Source organism: Deltaproteobacteria bacterium (assembly GCA_005879535.1).
Taxonomy (GTDB): Bacteria; Myxococcota; Myxococcia; order Myxococcales; family 40CM-4-68-19; genus 40CM-4-68-19.
Genome location: VBKI01000072.1, coordinates 11,164 through 29,332, shown reverse-complemented (window position 1 = coordinate 29,332; position 18,169 = coordinate 11,164). Strand labels below are relative to the sequence as shown.

Annotated in this window: 15 protein-coding genes; 10 read left to right on the top strand and 5 right to left on the bottom strand. The window is 69.4% G+C overall.

The genetic code is table 11. The features are described from left to right. Positions 1-44 precede the first annotated feature (44 nt). From E6J58_16825 to E6J58_16815, 3 genes are read right to left on the bottom strand one after another with little or no spacing between them, the layout of a single operon-like run. Positions 45-710: a cyclic nucleotide-binding domain-containing protein gene (locus E6J58_16825; protein ID TMB35287.1), complete on the bottom strand. Its 666-nt coding sequence runs from the start codon at positions 708-710 to the stop codon at positions 45-47. A 37-nt stretch (positions 711-747) separates the two neighbouring features. Continuing rightward, positions 748-1,650 carry a 2-dehydropantoate 2-reductase gene (locus tag E6J58_16820; GenBank protein TMB35286.1) on the bottom strand — a complete coding sequence of 301 codons (903 nt, stop codon included), beginning with the start codon at positions 1,648-1,650 and terminating at the stop codon, positions 748-750. Between the two features lie 8 nt (positions 1,651-1,658). Then, positions 1,659-2,078, bottom strand: coding sequence for a CBS domain-containing protein (locus tag E6J58_16815; GenBank protein ID TMB35285.1), 420 nt, complete (start codon positions 2,076-2,078; stop codon positions 1,659-1,661). Positions 2,079-2,113: 35 nt separating this feature from the next. Between E6J58_16815 and E6J58_16810 the strand changes: the two genes are divergently transcribed. Beyond that, positions 2,114-3,940 (top strand): AAA family ATPase, encoded by a 1,827-nt coding sequence (locus E6J58_16810; protein TMB35284.1) that lies wholly within the window; start codon positions 2,114-2,116, stop codon positions 3,938-3,940. Here E6J58_16810 and E6J58_16805 read toward each other — a convergent pair. Further along, complete coding sequence (locus E6J58_16805) at positions 3,923-4,942, bottom strand: M28 family peptidase (GenBank protein ID TMB35283.1); 1,020 nt, start codon at positions 4,940-4,942, stop codon at positions 3,923-3,925. The two genes, E6J58_16810 and E6J58_16805, sit on opposite strands and share 18 nt — an antisense overlap. Next, positions 4,831-5,328: a type 1 glutamine amidotransferase gene (locus E6J58_16800; protein ID TMB35310.1), complete on the bottom strand. Its 498-nt coding sequence runs from the start codon at positions 5,326-5,328 to the stop codon at positions 4,831-4,833. Before E6J58_16800 ends, E6J58_16805 begins: the two co-directional genes overlap by 112 nt. Before the next feature lie 72 nt (positions 5,329-5,400). On the opposite strand from E6J58_16800, the gene E6J58_16795 reads away from it, so the two are divergent. From E6J58_16795 to ppsA, 9 genes are read left to right on the top strand one after another with little or no spacing between them, the layout of a single operon-like run. Next, on the top strand, positions 5,401-8,388 hold the full coding sequence (locus tag E6J58_16795; protein TMB35282.1) for a 2Fe-2S iron-sulfur cluster binding domain-containing protein: 2,988 nt from the start codon (positions 5,401-5,403) through the stop codon (positions 8,386-8,388). Further along, on the top strand, positions 8,385-9,335 hold the full coding sequence (locus E6J58_16790) for a xanthine dehydrogenase family protein subunit M (protein ID TMB35281.1): 951 nt from the start codon (positions 8,385-8,387) through the stop codon (positions 9,333-9,335). Before E6J58_16795 ends, E6J58_16790 begins: the two co-directional genes overlap by 4 nt. Then, a complete protein-coding gene (locus E6J58_16785; GenBank protein TMB35280.1) occupies positions 9,332-9,556 on the top strand; it encodes a hypothetical protein in 225 nt (74 codons plus the stop codon). Before E6J58_16790 ends, E6J58_16785 begins: the two co-directional genes overlap by 4 nt. After that, on the top strand, positions 9,553-10,404 hold the full coding sequence (locus tag E6J58_16780) for an alpha/beta hydrolase (protein ID TMB35279.1): 852 nt from the start codon (positions 9,553-9,555) through the stop codon (positions 10,402-10,404). The genes E6J58_16785 and E6J58_16780 overlap by 4 nt, the downstream gene beginning before the upstream one ends. Positions 10,405-10,426: 22 nt before the next feature. Continuing rightward, on the top strand, positions 10,427-11,359 hold the full coding sequence (locus tag E6J58_16775; GenBank protein TMB35278.1) for a hypothetical protein: 933 nt from the start codon (positions 10,427-10,429) through the stop codon (positions 11,357-11,359). Then, positions 11,356-11,679, top strand: coding sequence for a hypothetical protein (locus tag E6J58_16770; GenBank protein TMB35277.1), 324 nt, complete (start codon positions 11,356-11,358; stop codon positions 11,677-11,679). Before E6J58_16775 ends, E6J58_16770 begins: the two co-directional genes overlap by 4 nt. Positions 11,680-11,699: 20 nt before the next feature. Then, positions 11,700-14,216 carry a DNA ligase D gene (gene ligD / locus E6J58_16765; protein TMB35276.1) on the top strand — a complete coding sequence of 839 codons (2,517 nt, stop codon included), beginning with the start codon at positions 11,700-11,702 and terminating at the stop codon, positions 14,214-14,216. A gap of 46 nt (positions 14,217-14,262) precedes the next feature. Beyond that, positions 14,263-15,537, top strand: a complete 1,275-nt coding sequence (locus tag E6J58_16760) for a pyridoxal phosphate-dependent aminotransferase (GenBank protein TMB35275.1) — start codon at positions 14,263-14,265, stop codon at positions 15,535-15,537. A gap of 45 nt (positions 15,538-15,582) precedes the next feature. After that, positions 15,583-18,084 (top strand): phosphoenolpyruvate synthase, encoded by a 2,502-nt coding sequence (gene ppsA / locus E6J58_16755; GenBank protein ID TMB35274.1) that lies wholly within the window; start codon positions 15,583-15,585, stop codon positions 18,082-18,084. Positions 18,085-18,169: the final 85 nt, after the last annotated feature.

The following is an 18,169-nucleotide window of genomic DNA, read 5'->3' as shown; positions in this document are numbered from 1 at the left end:
GGTAAGCCTTCGAGGCTTTCATGGCCTGCCAGCCCGGTGGTCTTTCAGGCGAGATCGATGCGCTGGATGGCGTGGTACGGAATGATCGTGAGCTGGTCGTTGCTCAGCTTCAGGACCACGGTGTAGCCGGCGGCGTGGTGATCCATCTGCAGGATCCGCCCGGCGATCGATTGCCCGCCCCCAAGGTGCAGCGTCACCGGCCTCAGCTCGTCGGCCAGCGCTTTCAGATTGAGCGTGTGCGCGCCGGTCGCCTCGATGCTGAACGCGACCGCCTCGCGGTAGAGCTCGTTGGTGGTGCGCAGCCGGGAAGCGACGATCCCGGCCATGTTCCGGAAGAACGCCGCGGCGATGTCGGGCCGGTCGCGCTGCACCTTCGCGAAGCTCTGCCGCGAGAGCACCAGGAACTCGCTCTTCTCGGTGGTGCGCGCGGTGGCGCTCCGCCTGGCCCCGTCGATGAAGCTCATCTCGCCGATCACGTCGCCGGGTCCGAACGAAGCCAGCGAGCGATCGACGTCGCCGCGGATGTTCTTGAAGATGTCGACTCGCCCGCTCTGGACGATGAACAGCGAGTCCCCCGGATCGTTCTCGCGAAAGAGCTCCTCGCCCCCGACGAGGTTCCGCTCTTCGCAAGCCTTCAGGACCACGTCGGCGTCCTCGGAGGTCAGCTCGGCGAACAGGCGCCAGCGGTTCAGCTTTCCTTCCTCGGCCACTCATCGTGCATCGCACGGACTTCGAGAGGACCGCAAGTTATCCGGCGTGAAGCACGAGCCCTGCGTAGATGGCGCGATGTGCGGGAACCGCCAGCCCGTGTCGCTCGGCGCGCCGGACCACGGCACCGCTGAGCCACGGCAGCTCGAGGCGGCGTCCGCGCAGCACGTCCTGTGCCATCGAGGCGAGCATGCCGGCGGGCAGCGTGTCCACCATCTCGAGCTGCTTCTGCGCGAACGCGTCGTCGACGCGCGCGCCCTCCGCGCGGGCGACCGCGACGGTCTCGCGCAAGGCGTCGAGCAGCATCGCGCGCGTCGCCGGATGGGCGCGGACTTCGCCGATGGATTTGCGGGTCAGCGCGGTCATGCCGCTGAGCGCGGTGAGGAAGACGAACTTCTCCCAGGTGACGCGGCGGATGTCGTCGCTGGCGACAGTCTCCACGCCCGCCGAGCGGAACGCTTCGACTGCGGCTTGCAGCCGCGCCGTGCGCGAGCCGTCGAGCTCGCCCAGGGTCACGCGCTGGAGCTTGCCGGTGTGCGCGATGGTGCCCGGTTCGGCGATGACGGCACCGATGTGGGTGACCCCGCCCAGCACGCGGGCAGGACCCACTGCGCCCGCGAGAACGTCGTCCTTGTCGACTCCGTTCTGGAAGGAGACCACCGCGGCGTCGGGGACGCTCGCGACCGCGCGGGCGGCGCTCTCGGTGTCCCAAAGCTTCACCGCAACCACCACCAGATCCGCGGGCCCGGCCTTGGCAGGGTCGTCAATCACGTTCGCCGGCAGCGCCGCATCGCCCAGCTCGCTTCGGATCCGCAGCCCATTCTTGCGCATCGCCTCGGCGTGGGCGCCGCGGGCGACGAAGGCGACCTGGTGCCCCGCCTGCTGCAGACGGGCGCCGTAATATCCGCCCACCCCGCCGCTGCCCATCATCACGAACTTCATGCGGAAGCTCAGCGGCCGTCGATGTAGGTCTGCAGCTGCTCGATCAGGAACTGCTTGTCGTCGAGCATGAGCTGGATGACGTCGCGCATCGAGATGATCCCGACCACCTGGCCTTTCTCCTCGACCAGGAGGTGACGGGTGTAATGCGTCCGCATCAGCTCGGCGGTCTCCGCCTCGCTGGTGACGGGAGGGACGCTCGGCAGATCCGTCCGCATCGCCTCGCCGATGGGCATCGCTCCGCTGTCGCCCGCCGCCAGGACCCGCGCGACCAGGTCGCGCTCGGTGACGATCCCGACCACCTTCCCGCCCTCGCGCACGGCGACCGATCCGATTTTCTTGTCCCGCATCACCTTCGCCGCCTCGCGGCAGGGCGTCATCGCATCGAGCGCGACGAGCGCGTTGGTGACGTGTCTTTCGATGGTGGCCATGCGCGCCTCCGGTACGCCGAGTATAGGAGAAGGGAGTGGACCTCGAACAGCACCTCGATCGGCTCGGTGCGCTGCTCGACAGGGAGCGCGCCGCCGAGAAGGAGCGCTTCGCGCAATTGCCGTTCGTCGAGCGGGTCCGGCGCGGGTTGGCGCTCACCGACGTAGAGGCTGTGGAAGAAGCTGGTCTCGCTGGCCGCTCCCTCGTCACGTACGCAAGACCGGGCGGCGGAGAGCTGGGAGCGCAACAGATCGGCGTCGGATCGATCGTCCGGGTGCTTCCCCGCCGGGAGCCTGGCGACGACGCGCCGAGCGGGATCGTGGCGCGCCGCCAGCGCGCGCGCTTTGCCGTCGCGTTCGACGAGCCGCCGCCGGACTGGGCGACCGAAGGCCGCGTGAACGTCGAGCTGCTACCGTCCTCGGCGACGTACGACCGGCTTTGCGGCGGCATCCGGCGGATGCGCGAGGTCCGCCGCTGGCATTCGGCGCTCCGTGGGGAGCCGCCGCGGTTCCAGCAATTGCCCCGGAGCGAGCCGGGAATCGCATCGCACCTCAATCCAGAGCAGCAGGCCGCGCTCGATCTGGCGGAGCGCGCCGAAGATTTCATGCTCGTGCACGGTCCTCCGGGCACGGGAAAGACGACCGTCCTCGTCGAGCTGATCCGGCGCGCGGCGGCTCGCGGGCAGAAGGTCCTCGCCGCCGCTCCCTCGAATCTGGCAGTGGACAACCTGGTGGAGCGCCTCGTCGAGATCGGGGTCGACGTGGTCCGCGTGGGCCATCCTGCCCGCGTCCTTCCCGCCGTCGTCGAGCACACCCTCGACGAGAGGACGAGGGTCCATCCGCAGGCCCGGATCGCCGCCGAGCTGGTCGAGCAGGCCATCCGCCTGCGCGCCGATTCCCGCAAACGGAAACAGCGGCGCGGCCCGGGCCGCTTCTCGGAAGCGAGGGCGCAGGAGCGCGAGGCGCGAGAGCTGCTCGCGGAGGCCCGCGAGCTCGAGGATCGGGCGGAGCTCGCCGTCCTGGAGAAGGCGCAGGTCGTGTTGGCCACGCTGACTGGAGTGGAATCGCGCGCGCTGGAGGGTCGCCGCTTCGCGCTGTCGGTGATCGACGAGGCGACGCAGGCCGTCGAGCCCGCCGCGTACCTTGCGCTGCTGAGGGCGGATCGCGCAGTGCTCGCGGGCGACCACCTGCAGCTTCCGCCCACGGTGCTGGCCGCCGACGCGCAGGAGCTCTCGCTCTCGCTGTTCGAGCGGCTGGCGAAGGCGCGACCTGAAGCGACGGTGACGCTGGCCGAGCAGCACCGGATGAACGAGCGGATCATGCGCTACCCCTCTGATGCGCTCTATCAAGGCAAGCTCCGTGCCCATCCGGCGGTCGCGGAGCACGCCATCGACGATGCGCCGCTCGAGTTCATCGACACCGCCGGCCGCGGATTCGACGACGAGACGCCGGAGGAGAGCGATTCCAGGCTGAACGAGGGCGAAGCCCAGCTCGTCGCCGCCGAGGTGCGCAAGCTGCTCGAGCGGCTCGCGCCAAAGGACGTCGCCGTGATCTCCCCCTACGACGCGCAGGTCCAGCGCCTGCGCCAGCTCCTTCATGACGCAGGCGAGCTGGAGATCGACACCGTCGATGGCTTCCAGGGGCGGGAGAAGGAAGCGGTGGTCGTCTCCCTGGTCCGCTCGAACCCTGAAGGAGAGCTCGGATTCGTCGCCGACATCCGGCGCATCAACGTGGCGCTCACCCGCGCGCGCAAGAAGCTGATCGTGATCGGCGACAGCGCGACCATCGCGCGGCACCCCTTCCACGAGGGCTTCGTCATGTACGCCGAGCGCTGCGGAGCCTGGCGCTCAGCGTGGGACCGTTGAAGCCCAGGCGGCGAGGCCGTCCACGATCCGCGCCATCCGCGCATAATCGAGCGTGTCCGGCGTGTCGCGAGCGGTGTGGTAGCGCGGATTGCGGTACCAGGCGGTGTCGGTCACCATCGCTGCGCGCACGCCTCGACGCCAGAAGCTGGAATGATCGGAGTCGGCGATCCCGGGAATGAGATCGGGCGCGTCGATCGACCGGACGCCGGCCCCGTTCGCGCGCAGGGCAGCCTTGACGGCGCGCACCAGCGGGAAGTCTTCGAGCCTGCCGACCACCACGATGTAGTCGCCGCGCTGCGGATAGAGCAGGCGCAGGGCGCCAAAGGGAAACTGCTGCGGCTGATCGAAGCAGCCGAGCATCTCCAGGGACAGCATCGCGCGGACTTTGCGGGAGCTCTCCGCGTGAACGGCGCTGCCGAGGAGCCCGTATTCCTCGTTCGAGTAGAAGGCCAGCTCCACGCGCTGACGCAGCTCCGATCCGCGGAGCACGCGCGCGAGCTCCAGCAGCGCGGCCGTTCCGCTGGCGTTGTCGTCCGCTCCCGGGTACGGCCCGCGGACGTCGTAGTGAGCGCCGATGACGATGCGATCTTCCGTTTCCGGGCCCAGCCGGACGATCAGGTTGCGGAAGATCTCCCCGTGCGCGGAATAACGTTGCTCTTCGATGGCGCGCTCGCCGAGTTGTCCGCGGATCCAGTCGGCGGCGCGCGACTGTCCTGCCGCGTCGTTCCGTGGGCCCAGCGCCACCAAAGCGCGGACGAGCCCGCCGAGCCGGCCGGCATCCGCGCGCGAACCGCGCCAGGCTGGCCCCTTGCGGAAGACCGGCTGCACCACCACGACCACCAGGGCGGCGAGGGTCGCGCCGACGAGCACCAGGAGCGCGAGGACGACCTTCACTTCTGCTTTGCCAGGACCTCGAGCATGGCCTTGCCGAACGCAGGCAGATCGCCCGGCACGCGAGAGGAAACGATATTGCCATCGATCACCGACGGCGCGTCCACCCATTCGGCGCCGGCGTTGACCACGTCGTCGCGGATCCCGGCGGTGCTGGTCAGCCGTCGCCCGCGGACGATTCCCGCAGAGATGAGGACCCACGGCCCATGGCAGATGGTGGCGACCATCTTTCCCGCCTGGTGGATCTCGCGCACGCGGCGCAGCGCTTCCGCGTCGCGGCGGATCTTGTCCGGCGCCCAGCCGCCGGGCGCCACGATTCCGGCGAGCGAGGTCGCGGGGAAGTCAGCGACGCGCCCGTCCACCTTGCACGGGTATCCGTGCTTTCCGCGGTACTCGCGCTCGCCCAGGCCGGCCAGCTTGACCTCGAAGCCGGCCTCCTCCAGACGCAGCTTCGGATACCAGACCTCGAGATCCTCGTACTCCGGCCCGACCAGCATCAGGATCGCAGGCACGTCTTTCCCTTCTGCGCGCTCCGGTGTATGCGATCCCCGCTTCGCGGAGGCGCGCGCATGTCCGACGAGACGAAGCTGACCCGGCGCGGATTTGTCAAGGGAGCGGGGCTCGCGGCTTCGGCCGCGGCGCTGCTGGAAGGAGCAGGAGGGAAGCAGCCGCGGGGAAAGGCGAGGAAGCTCGGCCCGGGGGAGGTAGAGATCTCGCTGCGCGTGAACGGCGTCGACCGTCGCATTTCGGTGGAGCCGCGGCAGACGCTCGCCTCCGTGCTGCGCGATCGGCTGCACCTGACCGGAACCAAGATCGGCTGCGATCGCGGCGCGTGCGGCGCGTGCACGGTCATGCTCGGCGACGCGGCCGTTCCTTCCTGCCTGACGTTCGCGCTCGACGCGGTGGGAAAGCCGGTCACGACGATCGAAGGACTCGCGCGCGGCGAGCAGCTTGCGCCCATCCAGGCGGCGTTCGTCGCGCACGACGCCCTGCAGTGCGGCTTCTGCACGCCGGGGATGGTGATGTCCTGCCATGCCTTGCTGCAGCGGAACCCGCACCCCACCGAGGACGACGTGCGGCAGGCCGTTGCAGGGAACACCTGCCGTTGCGGGACATATCCCAAGGTGTTCGAGGCCGCGCTGGCGGCAGCCGGCACCGCGCCCGCGAAAGCCGGCCCACCGCAGGGCGATCTGCCCGCGACCGCGCGCGCCGCTTCCGGCGCCACGGCGTTCGGGAACACCTCGCTGGTCGAGGGTGGCACGGCAGAGACGGACGCAGCGAAGGCGCAGGACAAGGGTAGCGGGGAGGCCTCGCGGACGTTCCAGGTGGGGCTGCCTGGCGCGCTGCAGGCGAAAGAGCGCAAGGTCCCCGGTTCCGAGCCGCCTGCGTGGGACGGGAGCGCGCAGCTCCAGATCGTCGGCCAGAAGGTGCCGCGCATCGACGGGCCGGAGAAGGTGACCGGCCGCGCGCGATACTGCTTCGACGTGCAGCTGCCTGGAATGCTGCACGCCGCGGTGGTGCGCAGTCCCTACGCGCACGCGCGCATCCGCAACGTCGACGTCAGCGCTGCCGAGCGGATGCCCGGCGTCCACGCCACGTACGTCGTCGAGCAGCTCCTTGGCCCGGCGGAGCTGAAGCTGAAGCCGGCGACACCCGACAAGTACCCGCACATCCGGTACGAGGGTGCGCCCGTTGCCGCCGTGGCTGCAGCCACCGCGGCGCAGGCGGAGGATGCGGCACGCGCCGTGCGCGTCGAGTACGAGGTGCTTCCGCACGTGGCCGATATCGACGACGCCCGCAAGCCCGGCGCACCGCTCGTTTTCGAGAGCCCGGTCGAACAGAAGGGCTCGGCCGGCGGTGGTGGCGCCGCGAAGGACGTTCCGCAGCAGGGAAACGTGCGTGGCCCGGTGGTCGGCGGCAATGACGGCGACGTGGAGAAGGCGCTCGCCGGCAGCGAGGTCCGACTCGAGCAGGAATACCGGACCGAAGTGCAGACGCATTCCGCCATTGAGACGCACGGCGTCGTCGCCGACTGGCGCGAGGACGGTGCGACGCTCTACGCCAGCACGCAGGGGATCCACAGCGTGCAGGACGAGATCGCCACGCTGTTCAAGCTGCCGAAGAGCAAGGTGCGCGTGATCTGCGAGTTCACCGGCGGCGGCTTCGGCGCCAAGTTCGGCGCGGGCAACCACGGCGTCATCGCGCTCCATCTCTCCCGCAAGGCGAAGCGACCCGTGCGCCTCTTCCTCGATCGCCGCGCCGAGCACCTCGCGGTGGGCAACCGGCCCAGCTCGATCCAGCGGCTGCGCCTCGGCGCGGCGAAAGACGGGACGTTCCAGGCGATCGAGCTGAAGGCGTTCGGCAGCGCCGGCTGCGCCGCTGGCGCGGGATGCGCGGGGCCGGTGAAGAACCTGTATCCCGCCAAAGCGGTGCGCAGCGAGGAGAACGACGTCTTCCTCCACACCGGACCGGCAGCGGCCTTCCGCGCTCCGGGGCATCCGCAGGGCGCGTTCGCGCTCGAGCAGGCCATCGACGAGCTGGCGGAGAAGCTCGGGATGGATCCCATCGCCCTGCGCGATCGCAACGACGCGCATCCCGCGCGGCGGGAGGAGCGCCGGATCGGGCGGGAGAAATTCGGCTGGGACGAGCTGCGCAAGCGGCGCGACACGGGCAAGGTGCGGCGCGGCGTCGGATTCGCCCAGGGCCTCTGGTACAACTTCGACGGCCCGCCTTCCAACGCGGAAGTGCTGATCCACGACGACGGCAGCATCGAATGCCGCAGCGGCGTCGCCGACATCGGCGGCGGGATCCGGACCGCCTGCGCGCAGGTCGTCGCCGAAGTTCTAGGCGTCCGGCCGCAAGACGTGATCGTCCACATCGGCGACACGGCGCTGCCCGAGGGACCGCCTTCGGGCGGCAGCATGACCACGCAGCTGCTCACGCCCGCGGTGCGCCTCGCCGCCGAGCGTGCGAAGGCGGAGCTGATGGCCGCAGGCGCGCGAGGCGACGTCCGCTCGGCGGCGAAGAGGCTGGGAAAGACGGTCCGCGGGTTTGCCTCGCGCGTGCGGGACTACGCCGGATGGCAGGACGGCGACCGCCACACCGCCACCATTGGCGGCGCGCAGTTCGTCGAGGTGGAAGCGGACATGGAGACGGGGATCGTGCGCGTGCTCCGCGCCCTCGCCGTGCATGACTGCGGACGGCCGGTGAACCGGCTCGCGATCGAGTCCCAGATCAACGGCGGCATCATCCAGGGGGTGTCGTACGCCCTGCACGAGCGCCGCGTCGTCGATCTGCGCACGGGGAGGATGGTCAACGCCGACCTCGAGCATTACCGGATCGCCGGCGCGAAGGACGCTCCCAGGATCGAGGCGATCGTCCTCGATCACTTCCGAGGGCGCAGCAATACGGACGCGAGCGGGATCGGCGAGCCCGCCACCGTGCCGACCTGTGCGGCCATCGCGAACGCGGTGGCGCATGCGACAGGTACGCGCGTTCGCAGCCTGCCGATCACGCCCGCGCGGGTGCTCGCCGCCGCGAAGGGGGTGCGGTCATGAAGGCTTTCGCCTGGATCGAGCCCGGAGACCTGGCCGGTGCGATGGCCGCGGGCGCGCAGCAAGGAGCGCTATTCAAGGCGGGCGGGATCGACGTCGCAGACCGCCTGAAGGAGCATCTCGACGAGCCGACCGTGCTGGTGAACATCCGCAGGCTGCGCGAGCTCGATTTCGTACGCGCCGAGAACGGCATGCTGCGCCTCGGTCCGCTGGTCACGCTGGCGACGCTCTCCTCGGATGCGCGCATCCGGAAGCAGGCGCCGGCCCTGGCCGACGCGGCAACGGCGGCCGCGACGCCCCAGATCCGCAATGCCGCGACGCTGGGTGGCAACCTCGCGCAAAGGCCGCGCTGCTGGTACTTCCGCAAGGAGGAGTTCCGTTGCAAGCGCAAGGGCGGCACCGAGTGCTTCGCCATCGACGGCCAGAACGAGATGCACGCGGTGTTCGACAACGACCTCTGCCCGATCGTGCATCCCAGCGCGACCGGCACCGCCCTGACGGCGCTCGGGGCTTCGCTCGCGCTGAAGGGGCCCGAGGGCGAGAGGACGGTTCCGATCGAGGAGTTCTTCGTCAGACCCGAAACCGACGTGACGCGCGAGACCGTGCTGCGGCCCGGCGAGCTCATCGTGGAGGTGCGCGTACCCGCCGGACGCAAGTCCGGCTACGTGAAGCTGATGGAGAAGCAGTCCTTCGACTGGCCGCTGGCGGAGGCGGCGGTGACGCTCGGAGACGATCCGCGCGTCGTGCTCGGCGCCGCCGCTCCGGTTCCCTGGCGCGCGAAGGCGGCGGAGGCGTTGATCCGCGGCAAGCGCGTGGACGAGGCCCTCGCGGCGCAAGCCGCGGAAGCCGCGGTGCAGGGCGCGAGGCCGCTCCAGCACAACGGGTACAAAGTGCCGCTCTTGCAGGCCGCCGTCAGGCGCGCGCTGCTGGCGGCGGGAGGCTTGTCGTGAACGAGCACGAGCAGCTCTGTACCTACCTGCGCGCGAAGGTCTCGGGCGCCTCGCACAACGATCGGCGGGCGCTCTTCGCCCTGCGCCAGGAAGCCACCACTGTCTACTGGTGCCTTCTCACCATGTCGCCGGCCGGACCCGATGACGGTCTCGCGCACGCGAGCCGCTGTGGGGCCGGTCGCGTCTGCTGCACGCCCGCCGCGGAGCCGGACGTCGCCTGATCGGGGCCGTGCCTCCTTCGGGCGTCGAGCACTTCACCGCGAACGCCGGAGAGGTGCGGTTGCACTGCGCGGCCACCGGACCGCGCGACGGCCCCCTGGTCGTTCTGTTGCACGGATTTCCCGAATGCTGGATCTCCTGGCGGCATCAGCTCCCCGCTCTTGCGGCCGCGGGATTCCGCGCCGTCGCTCCGGACCTGCGCGGATATGGCGGCTCGGACAAGCCGCGCGCCGTCGGCGCCTACCGCGTCGAGCGGCTCGCGCGCGACGTGACGGGGTTGCTCTCCAGCCTTGGACGCGAGCGCGCCGATCTGGTGGGTCACGACTGGGGAGGCCACATCGCCTGGCACGTCGCGATGTCGGAGCCGGACCGCGTGCGCAAGCTCGCCATCCTCAACGTCCCGCACCCGCAGCAGATGAGTCGGGGCTTGCGCACGGCAAGGCAGCTGCGGAAGAGCTGGTACATGTACTTCTTCCAGCTTCCGTTGCTGCCCGAGCGATTCATGACGCCGCGGCGCCTGCGGTCGCTGTTCCGGTACACGCCCGCGCGCAGGGACGCCTACGACGCCGCGGACATCGAAACGATGATTGCTGCGGTCGGAGATCGCACCGGGCCGATCGATTACTACCGGGCCGCGGCGCGGTACCGCAGCCCGCGCTGGAGACCCGTCGCCGCGGAAACGCTGATCATCTGGGGCGATCGCGATCGCTGGCTGGGAAGCGAGCTTGCGGAGCCGGACCGGCGCTGGGTTCCGCGCTTCCGGCTGGAGCGGATTGCGTCGGCGACCCACTGGGTACAAGCGGACGCTCCCGAGAGGGTGAATGAGCTCCTCGTCTCCTTTCTAGGGTAGATGTTCCCCGGTGCGGGGGTTGTTGAAGCGGCTCATCACGGAGCCGGGCGCCGATTCCGCCGAGGACTACGCGCGCCGCGTCCAGATCCTGGCGGCGACGTATGCCGTGCTCTTCTGCGCCTCGGTGGCCGGCGTCGTCGTGCTCGCGATCTACGGCAAGCTCTTCGTCACGCTCGCGCAGCGCAGCAACGTCGAGACGCTGACCATTCTCTTCCTGCTCGTCCTGTACGCGTACCTGGCGACGATCAGCGCGAGCGGCGCGCTCGGGGCGGCGCGGCTCGGCTTCTACGCTTTGCGCCGCCGGTCTGCGCGCGAACCCGTCGCCGAGCGACGCCGGCAACTCGGCAAGCTGGACGCCAGGGCAGACGGACCCTGGGCTGCGCTGGCGAAGGTGTTGGACCGCACTGATGGAGCGCCGTTGCGCTTCGACCTGTCCGACGAGGCGGGATACTACGGCGCCCTGGAGATCGACGGAGCGCGCGTGCGTCACATCGAGACCGCGTCGGGCTCGGCCGACCTGATCGCCTATTTCGTCCGGCAGATCGAGGAAGTCACCGGCGAAGAGATCCCCATCGTCGTCTGGGGACAGCTCGACGACGACGAGGGTGAGAAATTCCTCGCCCAGGTGGGATTCGCGCGCGCGCTCCAGCGGCAGCTCGGCGCGCCTCCGCTCTGGCCCTGCGTGATGCTCACTGCCGAGCACTGCGAGGAAGTCGCGCGCCGGCTCGCGAAGATCACCCCCGCGCTCCTCGACGAGGCGCTGCTCCCCGACTGGGAGTATCAAGCCGAGCACAAGCTGCCGGTGATCCCCGAGCCTCTCGGCTTCGTCAGCCTGGGACGCTCCGCGAAGCGGGCGGATCCGGTGGCCACGATGGGCTTCGCGACGCTGATGGTGCTCCTGACGCTGGCGGTGATCGTCCTCTTCGTCCTCGACAAACCGTGGGTCCCGGGATGAAGCGCGCGCTCTTCACGTCGTTGACGGTCGTCCTCGTCGCCGGATTGGCTTGGGTGCGCGGCTGCTCGGGTCCGCGGCCGCAGCTCCTGTCGGCGCGCATGCGCGGACCAGTGGCCGAGGCGACGATCCGCAATATCGGCTGGGGCGAAGGCGCGATCCAGGTGAATTTCCGCCTGCGGCCACGAGGGGGCGGGGCCCCGTTGCTGCGAGGCGAGAAGGCGACGCTGCGGCCGCGCGAGACCGCGCGAGTGGAAATGCGCATCGACGGCGCCCGCGGCGACGAGCAACTCGACGTCGAGCTGGACTACCCGCCGCGCTGACCCATGCCGACCGTACGCACATGCCTCGCGCACGCAGCTCGTCCGGCAAGCGCACGGCGGCACGCCCGCGGGGCGCTGCGTTGAGAAAGAAGCTCCCCGAATACGAGGCGAGGCGCGACTTCGCCGTGACGCCGGAGCCCCCGCCGGGCGCGGTCGTCCCGCACCCCGAGCCCACCTTCGTCGTGCACAAGCATGACGCCACGCGGCTCCACTACGACGTCCGCCTGGAGATGGACGGCGCGCTCGCATCGTGGTCGGTGCCGAAGGGGCCCAGCTACGACCCGGCGATCAAGCGCCTTGCCATCCAGACCGAGGATCATCCCCTCGAGTACGGCAGCTTCGAAGGGCGGATCCCGGACGGCGAATACGGGGCCGGCGATTCGCTGATCTGGGACAACGGCACCTGCGACTCGGTTCCGCCAGGAAAGCTTTCCGAGCAGCGGAAGAAAGGCCACATCGTCGTCGAGTTCCACGGCAAGAAGCTGCAGGGACAGTGGCACCTGGTGCGCACCCACGGCGACGCACCCGGCAAGGCGCAGTGGCTGATGTTCAAGGCGAAGGATGGCAAGGAGAACCCGGCGTATGACGTCGTGGCGGAGCGGCCGGAGTCGGTGGTGAGCGGCCGGGTTGCCACGCGCGGTCCCGAACGGAGCGGGAAGCTGCGCGCGCCGCGAGCGGCGCCCGACGCGATCCTGCGCGGGTACCTGCCGCCGATGCTCGCGACGCTCGTCGATGCGGCGCCGGCGGGCGATTGGCACGCGGAGGTGAAGTACGACGGCTATCGGGCGCTCTGCGCGCTGTCGAACGGCCGGGTGGCGATGTGGACGCGCAACGCTCTCGATCTGAGCGAGCGGTTCCCGCGGATCGCGCGGGCGCTCGCGCGCATCGTCGTCGGCGACGCCGTGATCGACGGCGAGGTCTGCGTTCTCGACCCGCAGGGCGTACCGCGGTTCGAGCTCATCCAGCAGGGCCGTGTGGACGAGGCCGTGCTGTTCGCTTTCGACCTGCTGCGGCTCGACGGAGAGGACTTGCGCGGCCGCCCATTGGAGGAACGGCGAGACCTGCTGCGCAGCGTCCTCTCCAACGCTCCGCCCGAGGTGCGGCTGGCTGAAGAGGTGCCGGGCGACGTCAACGAAGCGCTGGAGCGGATGCGGGAGCGCGGGCTGGAAGGGCTGATCCTCAAGGCGCGTCGCTCCGTCTATGAAAAGGGCCGCTCGCGCGAATGGCTGAAGCTCAAGGCGCAGGCGACGCAAGAGCTGGCGATCGTGGGATGGACGCCGGGCAAGGGCAACGCGTCGGGGTCGCTGGGCGCACTCTTGCTGGCGGTCGCGGACGGGAAGGGTGGGTACGAGTTCGCCGGCAAAGTGGGAACCGGCTTCTCCTCGAAGCAGCGGAGGGAGTTGCAGAAGCAGCTCGCCGGCGACGAGCGGCAGACCTCGCCGGCGCGGGGCGCTCCGCGGCTGCGAGACGCGCATTGGGTCGAGCCGCGCCTGGTCGCGCAAGTGCGCTTCACCGAATGGACGCACGACGGGAAGCTGCGCCATCCGGCGTTCCAGGGCCTTCGTGCGGACAAGAAGCCGGAGGAGTGCATCCGCGAAAAACCGGCGCCGGTGCCGGAGGCGCCGAAGCGAAAGATCGACGCTCCGAGAAAGGTCCCGCCTCCTGCGGCGCAACCCGAGCAGAAGCTGACGAATCCCGACCGCCTGCTCTACCCGAAGGACCGGATCACGAAGGCGGACGTGGCCGCGTACTACGAAGCGGTCTCTCCGGTGCTGCTGGCGGCTGTCGAGGACCGTCCGCTGACGCTCGTCCACTGGAACCAGGGCATCGAGAAAGCGAGCTGGTTCCAGCAGGACGTCGGCGCGATGGCCGAAGACTGGATGCACACCGTCGAGACTCCCGCGCGTACGAAGAAAGGGGCGGTCCGCCATCTCGTCGTGGACAGCCCACGCGCGCTGCGCTGGCTGGCGCAGAATTCCGTGCTCGAGATCCACGCCTGGCATTCCCGCGCGCAGAGCCTGACCCAGCCGGACTGGGTCGTGTTCGACCTCGATCCGGCGGAAGGGGAGACGATCGAGCAGGCGGTCGAGGTTGCGCAGGTCTTGCACGGAATGTTCGAGCGGCTTGGACTTCCGAGCATCCCCAAGACCACCGGAAAGCGCGGGCTGCACATCTTCGTCCCCCTGGCGAAGGGGCACACGTACGAAGACGCCGAGTCGTTCGCGCTGCAGGTGGGGGATACGGTGGCGAGGCAGCTGAAGAACGTCACCCTCGAGCGGTCCCTCGCCGCGCGGCGCGGGCGGCTCTACTTCGACTGCATGCAGAACGCGTACGGCAAGACGGTGGTGGCGGCGTACTCCTTGCGCGGAGTGGCGGGCGCGGCCGTCTCCACACCGCTGCTTTGGAGCGAGGTCAAGCCGGGCCTCGATCCGAAGCAGTTCAATCTGAGGACGATGCCGTCGCGTCTGCGGGAAATGGGCGACTTGTTCGCGCCCGCGCTGACGCAAGGCCTGCGACTCCCCCGTTACAAGCGGTGATTTGCACCAAAGTCGATGTCTCCGGTTGGCGTGTTACGCTCACGGCGTGAGCGACGAAGTCGTCATCCCCGCGTTTCGCGCGGTGCCACGCACCGGCGTCATCTACGTCACCTCCGAGGCGCACAAGCTCGGGTACCGCAGCGCGGACCCTTCCTGGTGCAACCTCGGCCAGGGGCAACCGGAGACCGGCCCGCTGCCCGGCGCGCCGCCCCGGGTGAAGGAAGTCGGCGTGCGCGTCGACGATCAGGAATACGCCCCGGTCCCGGGCATCTGGGAACTGCGCGAGTCGGTCGCAGCGCTCTACAACCGCCTGTTTCGCAAAGGGATGGGCTCGCAGTACAGCGCCGAGAACGTGAGCATCTGTGGCGGCGGCCGCGCCGCTCTCACCCGGGCCGCGGCATCGCTCGGCCACGTGAACCTCGGCCACTTCCTGCCCGATTACACGGCGTACGAGGAGCTGCTGGACGTCTTCAAGGCGTTCACCGCCATTCCCATCCTCCTCGAAGGCGAGCGCGGGTACGCGTTCACCGCGGACGACCTGCGCAAGGAGATCCAGGGTCGCGGCCTCTCGGCGCTGCTGATGAGCAATCCGTGCAATCCCACCGGCAAGCTCGTGCAAGGCGACGAGCTGTCACGCTGGGTGCGAACGGCGCGCGAGCTGGACTGCTCCCTCTTGATCGACGAGTTCTACTCCCACTACGTGTGGACGGGACGGCCCGGCCAGCTCCCCATCGAGAGCGCCGCCCGTTACGTCGAGGACGTCAATCGGGACCCGGTGATCATCTTCGACGGGCTGACGAAGAACTGGCGGTATCCGGGCTGGCGCGTCACCTGGACGGTCGGTCCGGAGAAGGTGATCGAAGCGGTCGCCAGCGCCGGCTCATTCCTCGACGGGGGCGGATCGCGGCCGCTCCAGCGCGCGGCCATCCCGCTGCTCAGCGAAGAGGTGGTGCAGAAAGAGACGCTCGCGATCAACGCCACGTTCCGCGAGAAGCGCGACCGCATGATCCAGCGCCTCGAGCGCATGGGCATCCGGGCCGATCGGGCGCCGGACGGCACCTTCTACGTGTGGGGCAACCTCGCCGGGCTCCCGGCGCCGCTCAATGACGGCATGGGCTTCTTCAGAGCGTCGCTGGAGAGGAAAGTGATCACGGTGCCCGGCGAGTTCTTCGACGTGAACCCGGGAAAGCGCCGCAGCCGGCGCGCCTCGAGGTTCCGCAGTTACACGCGCTTCTCGTTCGGCGCCCCCCAGTCGCAGCTCGAGGAAGCGCTGACCAGAATCGAACACCTCGTTCAGTCCGCGATGGCCTCCCCGCGATAGCGCGCTGCAGCACCGGTGTACAGCTTTGCCAGTGGAGGCATAGCCATGCGCTTTGTCCGCTGGTTTGCGGAGGTCGGGCTCGGCGACGTCGGTCTGGTGGGCGGAAAGGTCGCTTCGCTGGGCGAGATGATCCGCGAGCTTTCGCCATTGGGCATCCGCGTCCCGGACGGCTTCGCGATCACCGCCGAAGGCTACCGCCACTTCATCGCCAGAGCCGGGCTGGACGAGACGATCCGTGAGCTGCTCGCCGGAATCGGTCCGGACGACGTGCAGGAGCTGGTCGCGCGGAGCGCGGAGATCCGCGCGCTGATCACCTCCGCCGGGATGCCGCAGGAGATCGCCAGCGAGGCGCTGGCCGCATACCGGGAGCTGTCGGCGAGATTCGGCGGGGCGGATACCGACGTAGCGGTGCGCTCGTCGGCGACTGCCGAGGACCTTCCCGGAGCGAGCTTCGCGGGACAGCAGGACACCTACCTGAATGTTCGCGGCGAAGCCGCGCTCGTCGAGGCGGTGAAGCGGTGCTTCGCCTCGCTCTTCACCGCGCGGGCGATCAGCTACCGCTCGCACATGGGGTTCGACCACCTCCAGGTGGCGCTCAGCGTCGGCGTGCAGAAGATGGTGCGCAGTGACAAGGCCGCCTCCGGCGTCCTCTTCACGCTCGATACCGAGTCGGGCCACCGCGGCGTCGTGCTGATCACCTCCAGCTACGGCTTGGGCGAGGCCGTCGTCCAGGGTCAGGTCGTCCCCGACCAGTTCTACGTGCACAAGGACACCCTGCGCGAGGGATACCGGCCGATCGTCTGGAAGACGCGGGGCAGCAAGGAGCAGCGCATCGTCTACGGCGAGCGTGGAACCACGCTCGTGCCAGTGCCGGAAGAGCTGCGCGCGCGATTCTCGCTGAACGACGACGAGGTCCTGCAGCTTGCAACCTGGGCGATGCGGATCGAGGAGCACTACGCCGTCAAGCGCGGGTCGGATTCCCCGATGGACGTGGAATGGGGCAAGGACGGCGACAGCGGACAGCTCTACGTGCTGCAGGCGCGGCCGGAGACCGTCCACTCGAATCGCAAGGGAGCCTCGCTGCGGATCTACAAGCTGACCGGCAAGGGCGAGCAGCTCGCGCAAGGGCTCGCGGTGGGAGAAGGCGTTGCGGTAGGCACCGCGCGCGTGATCCGGAGCGCCGGGCAATTCGATCAGTTCAAGGCGGGAGAGATCCTCATCACCGAGAACACCGATCCCGACTGGGAACCGATCATGAAGATGGCGGCGGGCATCGTCACCGAGCGCGGCGGACGGACGTCGCACGCGGCGATCGTCGCCCGCGAGCTGGGCATTCCCGCGGTGGTGGGAACGGGGGACGCGGCCTCGCGCGTGCCCTCCGGCGAGAAGATCACGCTGAGCTGCGCGGAAGGCGAGCAGGGAAGGATCTACCGCGGCGCTCTCGAGTACGAAGTCGAGGAGATCGACCGGACGCAGTTCGCCCGGCCGCGCACGCAGATGATGCTGAACGTCGGCAATCCGGAGAACGCATTCCAGACGGCGATGCTCCCCAACGACGGGGTCGGGCTCGCCCGCATGGAGTTCATCTTCGCGAGCTGGGTCAAGGTCCATCCGCTGGCGCTCACCCGCTACTCGCAGCTCGACGAGGCGACGCGCGCACAGGTCGACGAGATCACCCGCGGCTATACGGACAAGACGGAGTACTTCGTCGACAAGCTGGCGCAGGGCATCGGCACGATCTGCGCCGCCTTCCATCCCAAGCCAGTCATCCTCCGGCTGAGCGACTTCAAGTCGAACGAGTACGCGACGCTTCTCGGCGGCAAGCAGTTCGAGCCGGTCGAGGAGAACCCGATGATCGGATGGCGCGGGGCATCCCGCTACTACCATCCGAGCTACAAGGAGGGGTTCATGCTCGAGCTGCGCGCGGTGCGGCGCGTGCGCGAGGAGTTCGGGCTCAAGAACCTGAAACTGATGGTGCCCTTCTGCCGGACCCCGGACGAAGGGCGGAAGGTGATCGAGGTCCTGGGCGAAGGCGGGCTGGCGCAGGGGAGGGACGGCCTCGAGGTGTACGTGATGGCCGAGCTGCCTTCGAACGTCTTCCTCGCCGATCAGTACGCGGACATCTTCGACGGGTTTTCCATCGGCTCCAACGATCTCACGCAGCTCGTGCTCGGCGTCGACCGCGACAGCGCACTCGTCGCGCCGTTGTTCAACGAGCGCAACGCGGCGGTGCTGCAGGCATGCGCCCGGATCATCGACGCTGCGCGGCGCAAGGGGCGCAAGGTGGGAATCTGCGGGCAGGCCCCGAGCGACTTCCCCGAGTTCGCCGCTTTCCTGGTGGAGCAGGGGATCGACTCGATCTCGCTGATCCCCGACTCGCTCTTGCGGACCAGCGAGCGCGTCCTGCAGGCGGAGCAGCAGCCGCGTCCGCCGCAGCCGTCGCGCCGTGCGACGGACGTCCGTCGATTGGGCGGAACGCGTCGCCCAGTGGCCGAGCCCGCCGCCGCGTGGGCGGATACGGAGCCGTTCGTTCCCGGTAGCGACTAGCCAGGCGCCGGGAGTCGGTCGCCCTCCGTGCGGCCGCTGCAGTTTCCGTTCGAATCCCTACATTTCCCTCGGCACTGGAGGGGGG